This is a genomic window from Rhodopila sp., assembly GCF_965277825.1.
Lineage (GTDB): Bacteria > Pseudomonadota > Alphaproteobacteria > Acetobacterales > Acetobacteraceae > Rhodopila.
The window spans coordinates 4373511-4393151 of record NZ_OZ255846.1 but is presented as its reverse complement, the minus strand read 5'-3'; the positions used below and the strand labels follow the sequence as shown (position 1 = coordinate 4393151).

Sequence of the window (19641 nt, the reverse complement as noted above, 5' to 3'; positions counted from 1 at the left end):
AAGACCGGGCCGGCTGGGGAGTGTTTCACCTAAGGAATGGACGTTCTGTCGGCCAATCCTTGGCACGGCTTTGTCGGGAGGTTCATAGATGTCACCCGATAGCATCGCCATCATGCTCGGGCTCGGTCGAAGCCGGCGATCAATGCATATTCAGGGCCCGATAGTCTCAATCCTAGACATCCAAATTCGCCACCTTCAACGCGTTCCCGACAATGAAATCTCGCCGCGGCTCCACCACATCGCCCATCAATGTGCTGAACACCTCCGCGGCGTCCTCCGAATCCCCGACCTTCACCTGCAACAGGGTGCGCACCCGAGGGTCCAGCGTGGTCTGCCAGAGCTGGTCGGGGTTCATCTCACCCAACCCCTTGAACCGCTGCACCGACAAGCCGCGCCTGCCGTGCGCGATGATGCGGTCATAGGTCGTGGCCGGGCCGGCCACCGTCGGTTCCTGCGAATCCAGCTTCAGCTTGGCCGGGACGCTGAAGCGCTGCGCCAGTGCGGTGGTGCGTTCCGCCAGCCAGCGGGCCTCGGCGCTGCGCAGGGCGGACGGTTCCAGGGTGTAGCGTTCGGCCACGCCGCGCACGGTGCGCGACAGCGTCAGGCCGTTATCGGCGCTGACCACCCAGCCCTGTTCGGTCGGCAGCGAGACCGCATTCAGGCGGGTGGCGAATTCCGGCGCGGCGGCGGTGGCGCGGACCGCGTCGGGGGTCAGCACGCCGGCGATCGCTGCCTGCTCCAGCAGCGCGACCGGTATCACCGAGGACAGCCGCTTCAGGTTATTGGACGCCTCGCGCAGCAGGTTGACCTCGCGTCGCAGGTCCTGCTTTTCATGCACGTCGCCGTTGGCGTAGGTCAGGCGCGCGTCTGCCAGGGCCTTGTCGAGCAGGAAGGATTCCAGCGCGTTATCGTCCTTCAGGTAGCGCTCGTCGTTGCCGCGCTTGGCGCGGTATAGCGGGGGCTGGGCGATATAGAGGTGGCCGCGCTCGATCAGGTCGCGCATCTGGCGGAAGAAGAAGGTCAGCAGCAAGGTGCGGATATGCGATCCGTCGACGTCGGCGTCGGTCATGATGACGATACGATGGTAGCGCAGCTTGGCGGCGTCGAAGCCGCCCTGTTCGACCGCGCCGGGACCGATTCCGGTGCCCAGCGCGGTGATCAGGGTGCCGATTTCCTGGCTGCCGAGCATGCGGTCGAAGCGGGCGCGCTCGACGTTGAGGATCTTGCCCTTCAGCGGCAGGATCGCCTGGAACTTGCGGTCGCGACCCTGTTTGGCGGAGCCGCCGGCGCTGTCACCCTCGACGATGAAGATCTCGCACTTGGCGGGGTCGCGTTCCTGGCAGTCGGCCAGCTTGCCGGGCAGCGTGGAGACATCCAGCACGCCCTTGCGCCGCGTCAGTTCGCGGGCTTTGCGGGCGGCCTCGCGCGCGGCGGCGGCGTCCATCACCTTCTGGATGATGCCCTTGGCTTCCTTCGGGTGGGTCTCGAACCAGTGCGACACGGCATCGGCGACCGCAGCCTGGACAACCGGCTGAACCTCGGACGACACCAGCTTGTCCTTGGTCTGGGAGGAAAACTTCGGGTCCGGTACCTTGACCGACAGCACCGCGGTCATGCCTTCGCGCATGTCTTCGCCGACCAGTTCCAGCGAATCCTTCTTGCCCATGCTCTGGGCGTATTTGGTAACCACGCGGGTCAGCGCCTGGCGGAAGCCGGCGAGGTGGGAGCCGCCGTCGCGCTGGGGGATATTGTTGGTGAAGCACAGCATGGTCTCGTGGAAACTATCATTCCATGACAGCGCGAATTCCGCTCGGATTCCCAGTTGATCATCAGCGGTGCGCAGGCTGATCGGGGGGGTAAAGACCGCCACCTTGGATCGATCCAGCCATTCGACGAAGGCCACCAGGCCGCCGTCGTATCGCATCTCGGTTTCCACCGCTGGAGTGTGGCGCTCGTCGCGCAGCACGATGGTCATGCCGGAGTTCAGGAAGGCGAGTTCGCGCAACCGGCGTTCCAGCAGGGTGTAGTCGAACTCGGTCTTGGTGAAGGTGCCGGGGCTTGGCTTGAAGGTTACCTCGGTGCCGCTGCCGCGATCGGCCTGACCGACGATTTCCAGCGGGCCATCGGGATCGCCGTGCTGGAAGCGGATGCGGTGTTCCTGGCCGAGGCGCCAGATCCGCACCTCCATCCATTCCGACAGCGCGTTCACCACCGCGGCACCAACGCCGTGCAACCCGCCGGATACCTTGTAGGAGTTCTGGTTGAATTTGCCCCCGGCGTGCAGGCGGGTCAGCACGACCTCGGCGGCGGAAATGCCTTCTTCCAGGTGGATGTCTGTCGGGATGCCGCGCCCGTCGTCGCGCACGGTAACACTGCCGTCGCCGTTCAGGGTCAGTTCGACGCGAGAGGCGAAGCCGGCCTGGACCTCATCGACGGCGTTGTCGATGATTTCGAACGCCATGTGATGCAGCCCCGAACCGTCGTCGGTGTCGCCGATATACATGCCGGGGCGGCGGCGCACGGCGTCGAGGCCTTTGAGCACCGAAATCGAGGCGGCGTCATAGGCTTCGGGGTCGGAATCGGGGGGCGGCGCGGCGTTGTCGGACATGCCGGGGGGACGACTCCATGCGGTTGGGTTGATACTCTAGTTTCCCGAGTCCGACGTTCGCCGTATCTGGCGAACATCAGTCTCGCGACCCTGGCTTTTTTCAGTGGCCTGCTGATCCCCTACCTCCGCCGCAAAGTGCGGCGAACTTCTGGATCAGGACACCAGATAGATAGCATCTAGCGGGTTGCGGGGACAGGGGTTCGATCGGTTTCGGACCGAATAAAACGACTGTCGGCGAGCAGGCCGCCATCGCCGGTCAGCAGCGCCTCGGCGTGCGCCGCCAGCGGCAGGAAGGTGTCGGCATCGGTGCCGGTGACGATGGCCTGCGCCGGCAACGCGAGCAGAACGTTCCAAAGCGCGGCGCGCCGGGCGGCGTCCAGGTGAACTGCCGGTTCATCCAGCAGCAGCAGCGGGGCAAAGCCGCGCGCCGAGGCGATCAGGCCGGCATGCGCCAGCACGATGCCGATCAGCAGCGCCTTCTGCTGGCCGGTGCTGGCCAGCGCGGCCGGTGTGCCGGTGGCGACATCGGTCAGCCGCATGTCGCAACGGTGCGCTCCGAGAGCGGTCGTCGCGGCCGCTGCGTCGCGCGCCCGATCAGCCTCCAGGCCGGCGCGCAGCCAGTCTTCCACCGCCAATGCCGGCTGAGATGCCAGCCGTTCGGCGATCGGGCAGGCCAGGCTGATGTGGCTGGGTGGGAATGCCGTGGCGAGGCTGAACTCGATCTGGGCGTTGAGCCGGGTCACCAGGTCGAGGCGGGCAGCGGAGGCGGCGACGGCGTGGCGGGCGATCGAGTCTTCCAGGCCGGCCAGCCAGGAGCCGTGCTGGGGACCCCTGACGGCGGCCCCTGGGCCGTCCGCTGATCCGCCCAAAAGCCCGCTTGTTGGCCCGCTTCCGGGGCCACGCTGCGCCAGCAGGCGGTTGCGGCTGTGGACGGCGGTGTCATGGGCCGCTATTTCGCGGGCGTGGCCGGGCTCCAGCGCCCACACTAGGCGGTCGAGGAAGCGGCGGCGGCCCGGCAGGCCATCCTGGAACAATCGGTCCATCTGCGGCGTCAGCCAGACCGCGGCGATCAGGCGGGCGATGTCGGCCTGGCTGCGTGGGTTGCTGCCGTCCAGGCGAAACACCCGGCGGTCGGTGTCGGCGTCCGAGCCGGTGCCGATGTTGATCTCGCGGTTGTCGGGGCTGGCCTGGTGGTTGCGCGGGCTGGTATCGCCATTGCCGGGGGCGGTCTCGGCGTTGCCGGGGGCGGTCTCGGCGTTGCGGGTTTGGAAGCGGGCGTTGACCGCCCAACCGCCGGGGCCACCTTGGCGCGCCAGTTCGGCGTGGCGTGCGCCGCGCAGGCCGCGGCCGGGCACCAGTAGGGATAGCGCCTCCAGCAGGTTGGTCTTGCCGCTGCCGTTCGGGCCGTACAGCACGCTGATCCGCGTCGCCGGGCGCCAGGTCAGCGCGGTGTAGTTGCGGAAATCGGTCAGGGTGAGGCGACTGAGGCGGAGCACAGCGGGAACATGGCGATAGCGCGCCTCAGCGTGAAGGCGTCGCTCTTGTCAGCACTGTCGGACCGTGTCGGGATCGTCGCTCAGGGAACCCATAACCGGGCAAGACCGGTCAGCGGACAAACCGACGGGGGGGAAACATGGCGGTCGGGGCGGCTTCACCCAGGGTTTCATCGAGGATGCGGCGGATGCAATGGATCGCCGTCGGGTTGGCGACCGCGGCCATCGCGCTGAATTACGTCGATCGCTCGACGTTGGCGATCGGCAACCTGACGATCCGGCGGGAATTCGGCATCAGCGCCACCGCCATTGGCGCGCTGCAATCGTTCTGGTCGCTGACCTATGCCTGCTGCCAGATTCCGGTCGGCTTCCTGCTGGATCGGCTGGGGCCGCGCTATCTGGTCGGGTTGGCGCTGGTGGCCTGGTCGGCGGCGCAGGCCGCCGGCGGGCTGGCCGGCAGTTATCTTCAATTGATGTGGGCGCGGATCGCGCTGGGTGCCACCGAGAGCCCGGCCTTCCCGGGCGCGGTCCGGGTCACCAGCGACTGGTTCCACGTCAAGGACCGGGGTACCCCGACCGGGGTCTATAATTCGGGCGGCAGCATCGGTCCGGCGATTGCCCCGCCGCTGCTGACCGGACTGATGCTGGCGTTCGGCTGGCGCACGATGTTCGTCGTCATGGGCGCAGCCGGGCTGGTTGGCGCGCTGGTCTGGTTCATGGTGTATCGCGATCCGGCGCGTGCCGTGCTGGCGCCGCAGGACGAGGCTTACCTAGCCGAAAACCGCGCCGCCGAGGCGCCGGTGGCGTTGCGCAACTGGGGCCGCCTGTTCCGTTTCCGCTCGATGTGGGGGCTGACCCTGGCGGCGTTCTGCGCCGGCTACGCGGTGTGGATGTATCAGACCTGGCTGCCGGCGTATCTTGAGATGCAGCAGCATATCAGCATCGGCAAGACCGGGTTCGTGGCGATGATTCCGCTGGTGTTCTCGGTGCTTGGCGCGTTGGCGGGCGGCTGGGTCAGTGACCGCTTTGCCCGCGGCGGGATGGAACTCGTCGCCAGCCGGCGGTTACCGGCGATCCTGGGGCTGCTGGCGTCGGGGCTGTTCACCATCTTCGCAACGACGGCCGGCAATGCGACGACGGCGGTGATTTTCATCTCCGCCTCGATGTTCTTCCTGTCGCTGGGGATTGCCGGGAAGTGGACGCTGATCACCGCGGTGGCGCCGCAATCGTATTGCACCTCGGTTGCCGGCATCCAGAATTTTGGCGGCTATATCGGCGGCACGGTTTCGCCTCTGGTCACTGGGATGGTGGTCGATCTGACCGGGTCGTTCGTCGTGGCGCTGGCGATCGGGGCGGGAATTACCATACTGGGCGCGGTGATCCTGCAGACCGTGGTGCGGGCGCCGATCTCGTCGCAGGCTCTGGACGGCGGTGGGCCGCCATTTGTGCCGATCGCGCGACGGGTGTGACAGTTCGTGTTGCGGAGCACGAGCGGTAACGGTTTCCGCAACTGCGCGTTGCTCCGGGCTCAAGTGTAAATGGTTGCCGTAAGCACCCGTCCAGTCACGACAGCAGTCGAGCGGCGGCGCCGTTCGCCCGGGTCAGCGTGACCGCGTGGCGGTCGAAGGAAATGAAACTTTCCGCGCCCAGGCGGCGGCCTTCATACTCGATGACGCCATCGGCGAAGTCGCCACCGGCGTCCATCACCGCCAGCCCGGCTTCGACGGTCGGACGGTCAACCACAACATTGGCGACGCTGATCAAGCGGCGGGTCGCCTCGGCGATTTCTTGCAGCGGGAGGCGGTAGCCTCTCAATAACACCCAGACCAATTCGCATAGGGCGGGGAGAGCGAGGGCAATTGTCTCGGCTTACGCCAGTTCGAGCTTGGCGATCCGGCTTTGCCGCGGGTGATCATCGGTGATGGCGCGAACCAGCACATTGGTGTCAGCGGTCAGCTTCACCGTTTGCCGGCCCAGCCCTCGGCGCTGATCTGGTTCATCTCATCGATCGAGAGGGACGGGCCGTTTTCGCGCTTCAATAAGCCGAAGAGCTCAGAAATCCGGCCGGTCGGCCGCGCCGATTTGACTTCGATCCGACCGTCGGGAAGTTTGTCCACGCTGATCTTATCGCCTGGCCGAACGTCGAGATGAGCCAGCACGTCCTTGCGCAAGGTCACCTGACCCTTGGCGGTGATGGTCAACATGGTCATGATACCCTCCATCCTGCGATGGTCGGAATGTAAGGCGATTTTGCCTTACGATCAATGCGCAGAATTGTGAGCGAATGCGCGCGATCACCGGTCGCGCTAAACCCGCATCGGCATCAGCACATACAGCGCACTGGCATCGCCGGCGTCCTGCACCACCGTTGGCGCCGAACCGTCGGAAAAACGGAATTCCACCTGCTCGGGGATTTGGTCGGTGATGTCGTTCAGGTAGCGCGCCTGAAAGCCGATCTCGAGCGGGCCGGCATCGTATTTCACGCGCTCGGCGTCGAGTTCCTCGGTGGCGGTGCCCTGTTCGGGGCTGGAGGCCGACAGCACCAGCAGATCGCGGGCCAGCGATAGCTTCACCGGGCGCGACCGTTCCGCCGAGATCGCCGCCACGCGCCCGACGGCGTCGGCGAAATCCTTCTTGCCGACGCGCAGCACCTTGTCGTTGCCGCGCGGTATCACCCGCTCGTATTCGGGGAAGGTGCCGTCGATCAGCTTGCTGGTCAGCAGCATCTGGTCGGCGCGGAACTGGATGCGGGTGTCGGACAGCGCGACCTCCACGTTGCCGGTCACCTCATCGAGCAGTTTGCGCAGCTCGTTGACGGTCTTGCGCGGGATGATGACGCCCGGCATGGATGTGGCGCCGTCGGGCAGCGGTTCCTCCACCCGGGCCAGCCGGTGGCCGTCGGTGGCGACCGCGCGCAGCACCGGGGTGCCGTCGCTGTCGGCGTGGTGCAGGTAGATGCCGTTGAGATAGTAGCGGGTTTCCTCGGTGCTGATGGCGAACCGGGTGCGGTCGATCAAGGCGCGCAAGATGTGCGCCGTCATGCCGAATTTGTGCGGCAGGCTGCCGGCGGTCATCGAGGGAAAATCCTCGACCGGCAGCACCGTCAGCTTGGTGTCGTATCGTCCGGCCCGCAGCGAAAGCTGGGCATCGCCGCCGGGATGATCGAGCTCGACCTCGGCGCCGTCCGGCAGCTTGCGGACGATCTCATACAGCGTCGCGGCCGGAGCGGTGCAGGCGCCGTTGCGCGACGATGCGGCAGGCACATCCTCGACGATGGCGATTTCCATGTCGGTGGCGGTCAGCGTCAGCTTGCCGTCGCGCACGGCGATCATGACGTTGGCCAGGATGGGGATCGTGTTGCGGCGCTCCACCACGCTCTGGACGTGGGCCAGCGCCTTGATCAAGGTGGCGCGGTCGGCCTTGAGCTTCATGATCGGTTCCTAACTCAGGTCGGGCCGCCGCTTCTGACCCCCGCACGGCGAGGAAGCAGGCGAATCGCACCTGCCAGTGTAGCAATTCGGCTGGCGTTCCGCCAAGGACCGTCGTGCATGCGCCTGGGGTTTCGCGTGGCGTTCGTCTAATGGGTCGGGCGACGGGGTCCGCCTGGCGGTAGTTGGCGGAAGGCGTAATTGCCAGGCAGGCGGTCAGGGAAGCCGGCGGTCAGGGGCGCAGCAGGGTGCGTGCCACCGCGTCCCGCCAACCGCGATACTTTTCGGCCCGCTCGGGCTCTGCCATCGCTGGCTGGAAGCGCCGTTCGGCCGTCCAGCTTGCCGCGAACGTTTCGATGTCCGGATACACGCCGGCCGCCATGCCGGCCAGGTAGCCGGCACCGAGCGCGGTGGTTTCGGACAGCGCCGGCCGGTCGACCGGCGCGGCCAGGATGTCGGCGAGGAACTGCATCGTCCAGTCGCTGACGCTCATGCCGCCGTCCACCCGGATGACGGTATCGGCGGACCATTCGGACCCGAGATCGGCGCGCATCGCCTCCAGCAGGTCGCGGGTCTGGTAGGCCACGCATTCAAGCACGGCCCGCGCCAGTTCGCGGCGCGTGGTGCCTCGGGTCATGCCGGTCAGCAGCGCGCGGGCGTCACTGTCCCAGTGCGGCGCGCCGAGGCCGACGAAGGCGGGCACCATGTAGACCGCCTGCGCCGGGTCGGCTTCGGCCGCCAGCGTGCCGGTTTCCGCCGCGGTCGCGATCAGCCCTAGACCGTCGCGCAGCCACTGCACGGCGGCGCCGGCGACGAAGATCGACCCTTCCAGCGCATAGCTGCGCACGCCGTTCAACTGGTAGGCGATGGTGGTGACCAGGCGGTGGGTGCTGGGGATCGCCTTGGTTCCGGTGTTAAGCAGGGCGAAGCAGCCGGTGCCATAGGTGGATTTGACCATGCCCGGGCGGAAACAGGCCTGGCCGATCAGCGCGGCGTGCTGATCGCCCGCGACGCCGCGGATGGCGATGGCGCCGCCGAACAGGTCCGCCGGGGTGGTGCCGAAGCTGGCGGCGCTGTCCAGCACCTGGGGAAGCATGGGTCGGGGAATGCCGAACAATGCCAGCAGATCGTCATCCCATTCGCCGCGATGGATGTCGAACAGCAGGGTGCGGGCGGCGTTGGTGGCATCGGTGGCATGCACCGCGCCGCCGGTCAGCCGCCACAGCAGGAAACTGTCCACCGTGCCGAACGCCAGCGACCCGGCCTCGGCGGCGGCGCGTGCGCCTGCGACATTGTCCAGCAGCCAGGCGATCTTGGTGGCCGAGAAGTAGGGGTCCAGCAGCAGGCCGGAACGGGCCGCGACCAGCGCGGCATGCCCGGCGTGCTCCAGTCGCTCACAGCGGTCGGCGGTGCGACGGTCCTGCCAGACGATGGCGTGATGGATCGGCTTGCCGGTGCGGCGGTCCCAGACCACCGCGGTCTCCCGCTGATTGGCGATGCCGATGGCGGCGATGTCGGCGGCGGTCAGTCGGGCGGCGGAGATGGCCCGCCGAACGGTGTCGAGCACGGTTGCCCAGATCTGTTCGGGGTCGTGCTCGACCCAGCCGGGCCTTGGGTAGAGCTGGGCGAATTCCTGCTGTGCGATCGCCACCGGTGTGGTCGTGGCGTCGAAGACGATGCTTCGGGTGGATGTCGTGCCCTGGTCGATGACGAGGATATGTGGCGCCGTTGCGGTCAAGTCATGGCCCATCACTCAACAGTCCGTCGAGCGTTACCGGGCAGACCTCCGGCAGGGGCAAGGGAGGTTGCCCGTCGATCGTGTCTGGCAGGCCGGCGATGGCATCGGCATAGAGGCTGGCCAGGTCGAGACGTTGGCGCATGCCTGGGGTAAACCTGCGTCGCGCGAGGCGTCTGTGCAATCGCGCTTCCGCCCGCCAGCCCGAGACTGCCGTCGCCGGTGGCCAGGCCTCGGCCTTGAGATCGTGCAGCAGGGCCAACATCAGATGGGACTCGACCGCGCTCCGCTCGCTGCGCCCCGCGTCTTCAATCTCCTCAGCGATGTTGGTCCAGTCGAGATCTGCCTCGTTGACCAATTCGCCGGCGGCGCGGCGGCGCAGCAGCTCGGCCTGGTGCTCGGACCAGACGAGAATATCGGCATCGTACTCGCTCATGCCCTTCTCCGATCTCAGTTAATCGGTTGGTCGGTTGTCGGGTACTATGGTTCTACAAACCATCCAACTATGCCACTGCTTGACCAAGGCGCTGCGAAACCCAAACGACGATCGCGCCCATGGCGGTCGTTTTCCTTGCTCATGCGGGCCATTGCCCGGCTGTCGGACCCGGATAATCGCCACCATGACGAAGAATCGCGGCCGAGACCATGCCTTCGCCGGGCTGGCGGCCGCGTTTGATCTGGACCGGACCCGGAGCGGCCGAGGCACCACGGTCATGCCATGACGCCGGTCTCCCGCACGATCCGTTGCATCGCGTCCTCGACCGCGGCGATCTGATCGGCTGAGAGGCGCAGGCCAAGCTTGCCGCGGCGCCAGAGGACGTCGGCGGCGGTGCGTGCCCATTCGGCGGTCACCAGATAGCGCAGTTCCGCCTCGGTCAGGTCGGCGCCGAAGACCGGGCCGAGATCGGCCTGGCATGTGGCGTCGCCGATCAGCCGGTCGATCCGGGTGCCATAGGCTCGCAGCAGCCGACGCAGGGTCGGTTCGGGAAGGAAGGCGAAGCGCGTGGCGGCTGCGGCCACAAGCTGGTCGAAACCATCCGTCGCGAAGTCGCCGCCGGGCAGCGGTTGGTGCGCGGTCCAGCCGGCGGTCTGGCCGCATACATCGGGCAGATGGGGGCGCAGCAGCGCCAGCGACGCCTCGGCAAGCCGGCGATAGGTGGTGATCTTGCCGCCGATGACCGACAGCAGGGCCGGCGCCTGGGGCGGCGCATCCAGTTTCAGCACATAATCGCGGGTGGCCTGCTGCGGCGCGGTGGAGCCGTCGTCGTAGAGTGGCCGCACGCCGGCGTATGACCAGACCACCATGTCCGGTGTCACCGGGTTGCGCAGGTAGGCGCTCGCCGCGTGGCACAGGTAGGCGATGTCGGCCTGGGTGGCGTGCACGCCGGCGGGGTCGCCGGTGAAATCCTGGTCGGTGGTGCCGATCAGGGTGAAGTCGCGTTGATAGGGGATCAGGAAGAACACCCGGCTGTCGGTGTTCTGGAAGATGTAGCAGGCGTCGTGGTCATATAATCGCCGCACCACCACGTGGCTGCCTTGCACCAGCCGGACCGCGGCCGGCGCGTTGGCGCGGATCACCGATCCGGCGACCTGGGCCACCCAGGGGCCGCTGGCGTTGATCAGCGCGTTGGCCTGGATGACGCGGTGCCGGTTGGTGGTCTCGTCGTGCAGGGTGACGGCCCAGCGCCGGTCGACCCGTTCGGCGGATACGCAGGTGGTGCGCGGAGCGATTGTCGCTCCGCGATCGGCGGCATCGCGGGCGTTCAGCATGACCAGGCGCGAATCCTCCACCCAGCAGTCCGAATAGGCGAAGCCACGGGTGAACTCGGGTTTCAGCGGGACGCCGGCCGGGTCGGTGCGCAGGTTCAGCGTGCGCGTCGGCGGCAGGTGCTTGCGACCGCCGAGATGGTCGTAGAGCAGCAGACCCAGCCGCAGCAGCCAGGCCGGGCGCAGCCGGCGGTGGTACGGCAGCACGAACCGCAGCGGCCAGATGATATGCGGCGCGATGGCCCACAGCACCTCGCGCTCTTGGAGGGCCTCGCGCACCAGACGGAATTCACCGTGTTCAAGGTAGCGCAAGCCGCCATGGATCAGCTTGGTGGAGGCGCTCGACGTGCCGGAGCCGAGGTCGGCCTTGTCGCACAGCAGCACGCGCCAGCCGCGGCCGGCGGCGTCGCGGGCGATACCACAGCCGTTGATGCCGCCACCGATGATCGCCAGGTCGTAGCTCGACGCGGTGTCCATGGCGGCGGTCAAGCGGGCTGGCTACAACCGGCGGGTCGGGCTTGGTTCGCTACGCCCGTAGGCGGGAACCGGGGCAATCCGTTTTGCCCAGGGCGGTTCGGGACTGACTTTACAGCCGGTTGCCTTGACGCGTGGGTCAGGCGCTTCGAACGTTCCGCCCAAGTCGCGATCATGGTTCAGGCTGCTTCGAACAGCTTTTGTCCGATGTAGCCGCCCTGGGTCGGTCCCGGCGGGCAGGCAAACATGCCGCCACCGACATGGGTGGTGTATTGGTTCATCGCGTCCAGCTTCGACATCCGATCGAAGATCCTGATGAAGCCGGCACGCGGATCGCGCTGGTAGCAGATGAACAGCAGCCCGGCATCAAACTCGATGCCTTGGCGCCACGGCGGCCAGCGTTCCGCGGTGAAGTTGGAGCCATCGTTGTACGAGTAGGAGCGGCGCAGGATCTGTGCGCCGCCGTTGCTTTCCGGCGCGCCCAGGCGGACATGGGCGGTGTCGGCGATGAGCGGATTGCCATCCTTGTCGGTGCGGTCGAGGTCCAATGGATCGAACTCATTTTTCTTGCCGATCGGCGCGCCGGAATGTTTGTGCCGCCCGATCACTTCTTCCTGGAACGAGATCTCGGTGCGGTCCCAATGCTCCAGCGCAATCCGGATGCGGCGGGCGACCAGATAGCTGCCGCCCTGCATCCAGGCTGGGCCTTCGGCGGCGACCCAGACAACCTCATTCAGTCCGGCGCTTGGCGAACCGCCGGAGGTTGCTTCCGGACGCGTGGCGGTGGGATTTTGCGTGCCGTCCTTGAAACCCATCAGGTTGCGCGGCGTGTCCTCGGCGGCATAGTTCGACATGAAACCGGTTTGCGTCCACTTCATCTCGGCGGTGCCGTAGGCGATGCGGGCGAGTTGGCGGATCGCGTGGAAGGCGACCTGGGGGTCGTCGGCGCAGGCTTGCACCGAGAGGTCGCCTCCGGTGTGCGCCTCGACCAGTTGCTCGCCGTTGAAGGTGGGCAGATCGACGAAGGCTTCGGGCCGGCGGTCGGCCAGGCGGTAGCGGTCCTTGCCATGCTTGACGAACAGGCCGGGACCGAAGCCGAACGTGATGGTGAGCCGTGCAGGTGCGAGTCCGATCGCCTCGCCGCTGTCGCCGGCAGGCTTGTCGTCGCCTTGGCCGTAGGCGTCCATCGGTTGGGCGGGGAGTCCTTGGGTCATGCGGGCGGCGGCTTCGGTCCATGCCTTCAGCATGGTGACGACCTGGTCACTGGTTTCGGCGGTCAGGTCGAACGCGGCAAAGAAGGTATGGTTCTGCAACGCGGTGACGATGCCGCCCTGGCGTGAGGCGTAGAACGGTTCGGTGAGGCCGCGGCCGGGTCCTTGCCCCGCCGGGGTGATGCCCTTTTGGGGCGCTGTCTGGCCGCGCAGCGCGGTCATCGGAGCCGCCGCCGCCAGGCCGCCCGCGACGGCGAGAAAGCCGCGGCGAGAGGAGAACGGACATTTGCCGGTCACATCACCATCCTCAGTGGGCCAGAACGAGCGTGTTGGTCTCGTCCTGCACGAAATAGAAACCGTCACCCCCGGGGGTCATGGCGATGCCGAACAGGTCGCCGCTGCCGGGCGGGGTCTGCGCCTTGTTGGCATCGATCCAGCGGGCGTAGATCTGCTTGCCGGAGGCCGGATCGATCTCCACCACCTGGCCGTTCAGTCCGTTGATCACCAACAGATGGCCGTTGGCCGCCTTGGTCATCGCCAGCGGACGCTTCAGCAAGCCATCCTTGGTGACTTCCTGGCCCAGACCGGCGCTGGTGGGGCGCGTCGGCGCGTCGGCAATCGCGGCGATGCGGTTGCCGATGGCATCCGACACGTAGAGCGTGGTGCCGATCAGGCAAAGGCCGGTGGGGCCGATGATGAACACATCCTTATCGGCCTGCTCGCCCAACCTGTTGGCGATATCGGTCTGGCTGGTGACGACCGGTGGTTTGCCGGGCGGAATCGACAGCCCGATGCGCAGCACCGTCGCCTGGTTGACCACCGGTGGAGTGTCGTCGGCGGAGCCGACGCCGAAGCCGGTCATGCTGACGAACAGCGTCGCGCTATCGCCGTTGTCGATCACCGCCATGTTGCCCCACGGCCCGTTGATTTTCGGCCCGGCGATGGTGCCGGCAACCTCACCCTGATTGTTCAGCACGATCAGGCAGCCGGGCCCCTTGGTGCTGGTGGTGCCGTCCTGACTGGGCAGGCTGCCGACGATGACCCAGCCGGATTTCAGCACGGCCATTGCCGTCGTCAGCCCGACGCCGCCGGGGCAGGACGGCAGATGGCGAGGGATCGAGGCAAACTGCGACAGATTCTTCGTCTTCGGATCGATCGAGACGATGGTGGTGCCCAGGCCCTGCAGGTTGTGTTTGTCGTTGAAATTATCGACCATCACGTCGCCCTGGCGAAGTTTGCCGGACGTCACCGGCGAAATGACGACCGCGTAGGGGTTCTGGTCGCCGTTCGACGGCACCGTCGAGGTGACCAGGCTATGGCGGCGAATGGTGCCCAGATAGCCGGCCTCATCGGTGGCGTGGGCGGCAACCGGGCAAGCGACACCGATCGTGGCGGCGATCAAAACAAACCGAGCGAGCCGCATGCGGGCCTCATGTGATCCAAGCGTTGAGAGAATGCGAGTAAGTCGCATGTAAGCAACCTTCAGGCTTGAGTTCAAGGGAGCCGGACCGGATCGTGACCGGCGGAGATGTCGCGAAAGCCGATCAGAAACTGATGTTCGTGCGCACGCCGAGCACCGCCTCGTTGGCGATGCGCTGGGTCGGATTGAGCGGGTTGGCGATGCCGCCGCCAGGCATGAAGGTGTACTGGAAGTCGGGCTGGATCTGCCACCAGCCGGCGGCCTGGTATTGGTAGGTGACCTCGATGAAGCTCTCGTTCGTGCGGATCGGGCTGTCACCGCTGAAGGCATTGGTGTCGCGATCGAGGTCGGTGGCCCTGGCGCCGACCTTGGCGATACCCCAGCCAACTCCAAACGTGTCGTCGTCGCGGCCGGGCAGCGGCGCCTTCATCGTGATACCGGCATTGACGCTGAACGAGATCAGGTTGCGGTCGCCGGGCGCCCCCATGATCCGGGCGAACACGCCGATGGTGCGGGCCGCGGCCGGATCTGGCCGCCAGATCGCCTGGTCGAACACGCCGTATAGGCTGTAGTTGCGCCGGCGCATGCGCGGGTCGCCGCTGCTGAGCGGGTTGGCGAGAGAAATGCCGTCGGCGTCAAATCGCTGGTCGGGAAAGGATGCGGTATCGAACCAGGCGCCGAGTTTGTAGGTGCCGGGAAGACCGCTGGGCTTGTTGCCGATGTCCATGTCGCCATTGGCGGGCTGGTTCAAGGCATACTGCACCTCGGCGATGAACAGCGCGCCGGTGCCGAGGTTGAACCGGGTGCCGGTGCGTTCGGCGCCGCGCAACTGGCTGTCGTCGTTGAATGGGCCGCCGGGCGGGTTGTCGTCGAATACGCCGGCCAACATGGTGAACGGACCGATCGAGTTGGCGCGCAGGCGCACGCCCAGCGAGGACAGCGGATAAGCCGGGCCTCCGGCGTAGAGATCAACCGAGGGCAGAATCGGCCAGCCCATCGTGGTGTTGATGAACAGGCTGGAGCCGGCGCTGGTGAGGAATTCCTGGTCCACGCTCTGCTGACCGATCTTCACATCGAACCGGCCATCCAGGAAGGATTGCTGATACCATAGTTCCCACAATCTTGTGGTGTCCTGAGCCTCGATACCGCTAGCGGTCTGCAGGGTCTGCAGATTGTCGGTGCTGAGGTTGCGGCCGTGGATCTGCAATCCGCTGATGTTGAACGTGCCGCCTTCCAGGCCGAAGGCCTTCTGGGTATCGACGCCGACACCGAACAGGGTCAGCCCGTCGTAAGCGAAGCCGGTATGAGTGCCCCCGGTCACGTTGCCGAGCACCTCGCTAGTCTCCTGCAGGCCGATGGTGATGCCGTAATTGCCGAGAACGGTGCGCAGGCCGCCGGCGTCGCCGAGCAGATTGGGGCGGGTCCACAGCCCGGTATCAAATCCTGGCTCGACCGAGTCGGCCGGCGCGGACGGGGTTCCGAGAGCTTGTGAGTGGGCGGCTTTCGGCACCGCGAGTGCCAGCAGCAGGATCGACAGCGCTGCTTTGTGCCCGGCCAGGCGCGGCCGAGGGCGCTGGCCGGGGTCGTCGTCGAGGCGGTCGGCGTTCATCCGGGATCTCCAGGTCTGCGGGGTCACTCAGCCCAGGGACGCCAATGGTCGGGCTGTTGTTGCGAATGATAATGCGAGTCATTCGCGTTTGACCAGCGCAGAGTCTCGTCTCCGGGCCAAGCAGAGGGGCTTCAGTGCGGTGCTGACGCAGGGTTGATCTTGCGCGGCCACGTGACAACCGGGCCATCCACCAGCAAACCGGTTTCGTCTCCCGGCTTGGGCGCGGCGTGGCCATGCACCCGGGCGCTGAGCGCGAGCGGGTCGGCGACTGGCAAATCAGGGGTTGGCGAATCAGGGGTTGGCGAATCAGGGGTCGGCAGGTCCAACCGGATGCTGGCGTCGTGGCCGTAATAGGTGACGTTCGACACCCGGACCCGCCGCGTCGCCGTGGGATCCAGTCGGACCTGCTCGGGGCGTATCAGCACATCGACGTTACCGGTTGGCATGTCGTCAGCGAGGGTCAGCGTGCCCAAGGCGCAGGCGACGGTGCCGTTGCTGGCCCTCCCGGGCAGGATGATCGCGTCGCCGACGAAGCGGGCCAGGTCGGCATCGATCGGACGGCGATACAGCGTCTGCGGCGTCGCCACCTGGACCAGCCGGCCGTCGCGCAGCACGGCGACCTGGTGGCCCATCGACAGCGCCTCGGCCTGGTCGTGGGTCACCAGCAGGGATGTCGCGCCGGCGGCGGACAGCGCGGCCGCCACGGCCTGTCGGGTTTCGGCGCGCAACGCGGCGTCAAGCGCGGAGAACGGCTCGTCCAGCAGCACCAGGCTTGGGGCTGGGGCCAAGGCGCGTGCTAACGCCACGCGCTGCTGTTCGCCGCCGGATAGCTGATGCGGGCCGCGCGCGGCGTAGGACGCCGGCAATCCGACCCCGCGCAGCAGGGCCAGGGCTCGGTCGTGGTCGCGGCGCTCGCGCCTGGGCAGGCCGAACAGCACGTTGGCGGCGACGGAGAGGTGCGGGAACAATGCGCCTTCCTGCGCCACGTATCCGATCCGGCGGCGCTCGGGCGGCAGGTGGCGCCTGGGACCGGCGACCGTGCGTCCGTCGAGCACGATGCTGCCGGAATCCGCCCGTTCGAACCCGCACAGCAGGCGCAGCAGCGTGGTCTTGCCGCTGCCCGAGGCGCCGAGAATGGCTACCAGTTGGCCGGTCGGCACGTCGAGGTCGAGGCCGCGCAGCACCGGCTGGTCGGCGAAGCTCTTGGTCAGGCCGCTGATCGACAGGGCCGCCATCAGCGCGTCGCGGACAACGCGGTGGCGCCGAAGCGTCGCGCCAGCAGCCAGGCGGAGAGCAGCGATATCAAGGTCATCAAAGCGGCATAGGGGGAAGCGGCGGCAAAGGCCAATGACGAGGTGTTGGCCCAGACCTGTGTCGCCAGCGTGCGGGTGCCGATCGGCGCCAGCAGCAGGGTGGCGGTCAGCTCGGTCATGACGGAAACGAACACCATTGCCGCCGCAGCCCCGAGGCCTGGCCCGGCGAGCGGCAACAACACCCGCCACAGCACCGCCATCCAGCCCAGTCCGAGTGATCGTCCGGCGTCCTGCAGCCCGCGCTGTAGCTGGGCGAGCGCGGCGCGTGTGCTGACCAGCGCAAGCGGCAGAAACAGGATGGCGTAGGCGATGATCAGCAATGCAGCGCTCTGATACAATGGCTGGAGCCGCTGTACCGTCAGGGAAACCAGCGCCAACGCGACCACGATGCCTGGCGTGCCTTGGGCAAGATAGGCGCTGCGTTCGATCAGCGTGACCAGGCGGCTATCGTGTTGCGTGGCGAGCACGGCGAGCGGAAACGCCAGCAACAGCGAGGCGGCGGCGCCGGCGGCGCCAAATTGCAGTGAGGACAATGTTGCGCTCAGCAGCGCCGGGGCGCTGACCGCTTCGGGCGTGATCGCGGCCGAACCGTGCTGCGTCAGCCAATAGATGATCATGCCGAGCGGGACGCCGAGTGTCGCCGCCACCAGCAGTGCGAAGCCGGCCAGCACCGGATATCGGGCGCGGCCGAGGCGGTGTGGCGGCGAGGCTCGGCGGGTGCCGCGCCCGACCCTGGCGTAGCGTGAGCGTCCGCGCACCCACAGCTCCGCGGCGAGGCAGACCAGGCACAACGCCAGCAGGATCATTGCCAGCAGGGCGATCTCGGAGGAGTCGAAACCGGTGCGGTATTCGGCGTAGATCTCGGTGGTGAAGGTGCGGAAGCGGAGCAGCGAGAGGGCGCCGAATTCGACCAGGGTATCCAGCGCCACCAGCAGCATGCCGCCGAGCAAGGCGGGGCGCAGTTGCGGCAGCACGACGCGGCGGAAACTGCCCCAGCCGGTTTCGCCCAGGGCGCGCGCGGTCTCCTCCAGCGCCGGGTCCATGCCGCGCAATGCGGCGGCGACCGGCAGGTAGACCAGCGGGTAGTACGAGCAGGTGACGACCACCACGGCGCCGGCGAAATCCTGCAGTCGGAGGCTGAGCGAGATCCAGGCGAAGCTTGAAACGAAGGCGGGAATCGCCAGTGGCACGGCTGCCAGAACGCCCCAGACGTGGCGTCCCGGAAGGTCGGTCCGCTCGACGCACCAGGCCGCGGCGGTGGCCAGGAGCGCCGACAGCAGCGTGGTCGCCAGCACCAGCGACAAGGTGTTCAGCAGCAGTTCGCCGACCAGGGGGCGGAATACCAGGTCGATGGCATCTTGCCGATCGACCTGCAGTGCTTCGTTTATCGTGTAGCTCAGCGGCAGCAGGACCAGCGCCGCAACCGTGAGACCGGCGGCCAGCAGACCAACGGGGATGCGGGTGCGGCGGGGCACGAAGAGGCTGCTGACGCTCAGAGCAGTCCGGCTTGACGCAGCAACTGGGCGGATTCGCGATCGTCGCCGAGCTGAGCGACGGTCAGCGCTGGCGGCTGCAACTGGTCGAATGGCTTCAGCAGTTGATTGGGGGCGACCCCCTCGGCCAGCGGATACTCAAAGTCGATGTCGGAGCGGGCGAGCATTTCCTGCATCGGCTTGCTCACCAGAAAGGCAACGAAACGCTGTGCCGCCGGCTGGTTGCGGGAGGACTTCAATATCCCGGCGCCGGAAACGTTGATCAGCGCGCCCACGTCGCCGTTGCCGAAATGATGGATCTGGCTGACGGTCTTGTCGGCGCCTTGCTCGGTGCGCAGCCGGGCCCAGTAGTAGTTGTTGATCACGCCGGTGGCGACCGCGCCACGCTCCACCGCCGCAACCACACCCTCGTCATCGTCGAAGATCTGGGCGTTGGCCTTGAGGCCCTTGAGCCAGTCCAGCGCGGCCGGCTTGCCCTTGATCTCGGCGACCGCCTTGACCAGCGGCAGGAAGTCGGCGTCGCTCGGGGCGATGGCGATCTTGCCCTTCCAGGCGGGCTGCGCGAGATCCATCAGCGAGGCCGGGAGGTCGGCCGGCTGGATCATTTTCGGGTTGACCGCGAGCACGTTTTCACGTGCCAAGACGCCGATCCAGTCGCCGCCGGGAGCGCTGTATTTCGCCGGCACTTGTGCCAGGGTCTTGGGGTCGAGCTTCGACAGCAGACCCTTTTCGGCCAGCAGCACCAGTTCCGGCGAGTTCTCGGTGAAGTAGACATCGGCGGGGGAATGGGCGCCCTCACGGATGATCTGTGCGGCGATCTCGGGGGCTTCGCCATGATGGCTGCGGACCTTGATGCCGGTCGCCTTGGTGAAGGCGTTGATGATCATGTCCACCGCCTGCTGATGCTGCGCGCTGTACAGCGTCAGCGTCGTGTTCGTGGAAGTCGCGGCCGGGGCGGGGACGCCCGGCATGGCGGCGGCCGAGCCCAGCAGGCCGGCGGCGGCCAGGCCGGTAAGGCGCGCGAATTCGCGACGGGACAGCGAGCGGCGGCGAGACTGCATGGCGGAAACCCTTTGGCATAGCGGCGAGG

At 67.1% G+C, this 19641-nt stretch carries 15 protein-coding genes; 1 reads left to right on the top strand and 14 read right to left on the bottom strand.

The annotated features are described in order from the left end of the window. Positions 1–172 precede the first annotated feature (172 nt). On the bottom strand, positions 173–2608 hold the full coding sequence (gene gyrB, locus ACQY4T_RS21250) for a DNA topoisomerase (ATP-hydrolyzing) subunit B (protein ID WP_428534754.1): 2436 nt from the start codon (positions 2606–2608) through the stop codon (positions 173–175). Positions 2609–2784: 176 nt separating this feature from the next. Next, positions 2785–4104 (bottom strand): DNA replication/repair protein RecF, encoded by a 1320-nt coding sequence (gene recF, locus ACQY4T_RS21245; RefSeq protein WP_428534751.1) that lies wholly within the window; start codon positions 4102–4104, stop codon positions 2785–2787. Positions 4105–4289: 185 nt separating this feature from the next. Between recF and ACQY4T_RS21240 the strand changes: the two genes are divergently transcribed. Then, positions 4290–5570 (top strand): MFS transporter, encoded by a 1281-nt coding sequence (locus ACQY4T_RS21240; RefSeq protein ID WP_428534749.1) that lies wholly within the window; start codon positions 4290–4292, stop codon positions 5568–5570. Positions 5571–5664: 94 nt separating this feature from the next. Here ACQY4T_RS21240 and ACQY4T_RS21235 read toward each other — a convergent pair whose 3' ends face one another. From ACQY4T_RS21235 to ACQY4T_RS21180, 12 genes are all read right to left on the bottom strand, one after another. Beyond that, complete coding sequence (locus ACQY4T_RS21235; protein WP_428534747.1) at positions 5665–5916, bottom strand: hypothetical protein; 252 nt, start codon at positions 5914–5916, stop codon at positions 5665–5667. Between the two features lie 143 nt (positions 5917–6059). Continuing rightward, positions 6060–6311 carry an AbrB/MazE/SpoVT family DNA-binding domain-containing protein gene (locus ACQY4T_RS21230; protein WP_428534745.1) on the bottom strand — a complete coding sequence of 84 codons (252 nt, stop codon included), beginning with the start codon at positions 6309–6311 and terminating at the stop codon, positions 6060–6062. Positions 6312–6407: 96 nt separating this feature from the next. Further along, the gene (gene dnaN / locus ACQY4T_RS21225) at positions 6408–7532 is read right to left on the bottom strand and encodes a DNA polymerase III subunit beta (protein ID WP_428534743.1); all 1125 of its coding nucleotides are present in this window, start codon (positions 7530–7532) and stop codon (positions 6408–6410) included. A 229-nt stretch (positions 7533–7761) separates the two neighbouring features. Beyond that, entirely contained in the window at positions 7762–9279 is a 1518-nt protein-coding gene (gene glpK / locus ACQY4T_RS21220) for a glycerol kinase GlpK (RefSeq protein ID WP_428543022.1), read from the bottom strand. Further along, positions 9269–9700, bottom strand: coding sequence for a DUF29 domain-containing protein (locus ACQY4T_RS21215; RefSeq protein WP_428534741.1), 432 nt, complete (start codon positions 9698–9700; stop codon positions 9269–9271). The genes glpK and ACQY4T_RS21215 overlap by 11 nt, the downstream gene beginning before the upstream one ends. A gap of 275 nt (positions 9701–9975) precedes the next feature. Next, positions 9976–11508, bottom strand: a complete 1533-nt coding sequence (gene glpD, locus ACQY4T_RS21210) for a glycerol-3-phosphate dehydrogenase (protein ID WP_428534739.1) — start codon at positions 11506–11508, stop codon at positions 9976–9978. Between the two features lie 176 nt (positions 11509–11684). Beyond that, positions 11685–13013: a Dyp-type peroxidase gene (locus ACQY4T_RS21205; protein WP_428534737.1), complete on the bottom strand. Its 1329-nt coding sequence runs from the start codon at positions 13011–13013 to the stop codon at positions 11685–11687. 10 nt (positions 13014–13023) lie between these two features. Beyond that, complete coding sequence (locus ACQY4T_RS21200; RefSeq protein WP_428534735.1) at positions 13024–14139, bottom strand: hypothetical protein; 1116 nt, start codon at positions 14137–14139, stop codon at positions 13024–13026. A 121-nt stretch (positions 14140–14260) separates the two neighbouring features. Continuing rightward, a complete protein-coding gene (locus tag ACQY4T_RS21195) occupies positions 14261–15745 on the bottom strand; it encodes a carbohydrate porin (RefSeq protein WP_428534733.1) in 1485 nt (494 codons plus the stop codon). A 131-nt stretch (positions 15746–15876) separates the two neighbouring features. After that, a complete protein-coding gene (locus tag ACQY4T_RS21190; protein ID WP_428534731.1) occupies positions 15877–16980 on the bottom strand; it encodes an ABC transporter ATP-binding protein in 1104 nt (367 codons plus the stop codon). Further along, positions 16980–18533 carry an ABC transporter permease gene (locus ACQY4T_RS21185; protein WP_428534729.1) on the bottom strand — a complete coding sequence of 518 codons (1554 nt, stop codon included), beginning with the start codon at positions 18531–18533 and terminating at the stop codon, positions 16980–16982. The genes ACQY4T_RS21190 and ACQY4T_RS21185 overlap by 1 nt, the downstream gene beginning before the upstream one ends. 17 nt (positions 18534–18550) lie before the next feature. Then, on the bottom strand, positions 18551–19612 hold the full coding sequence (locus ACQY4T_RS21180; RefSeq protein WP_428534727.1) for an iron ABC transporter substrate-binding protein: 1062 nt from the start codon (positions 19610–19612) through the stop codon (positions 18551–18553). Positions 19613–19641 lie beyond the last annotated feature (29 nt).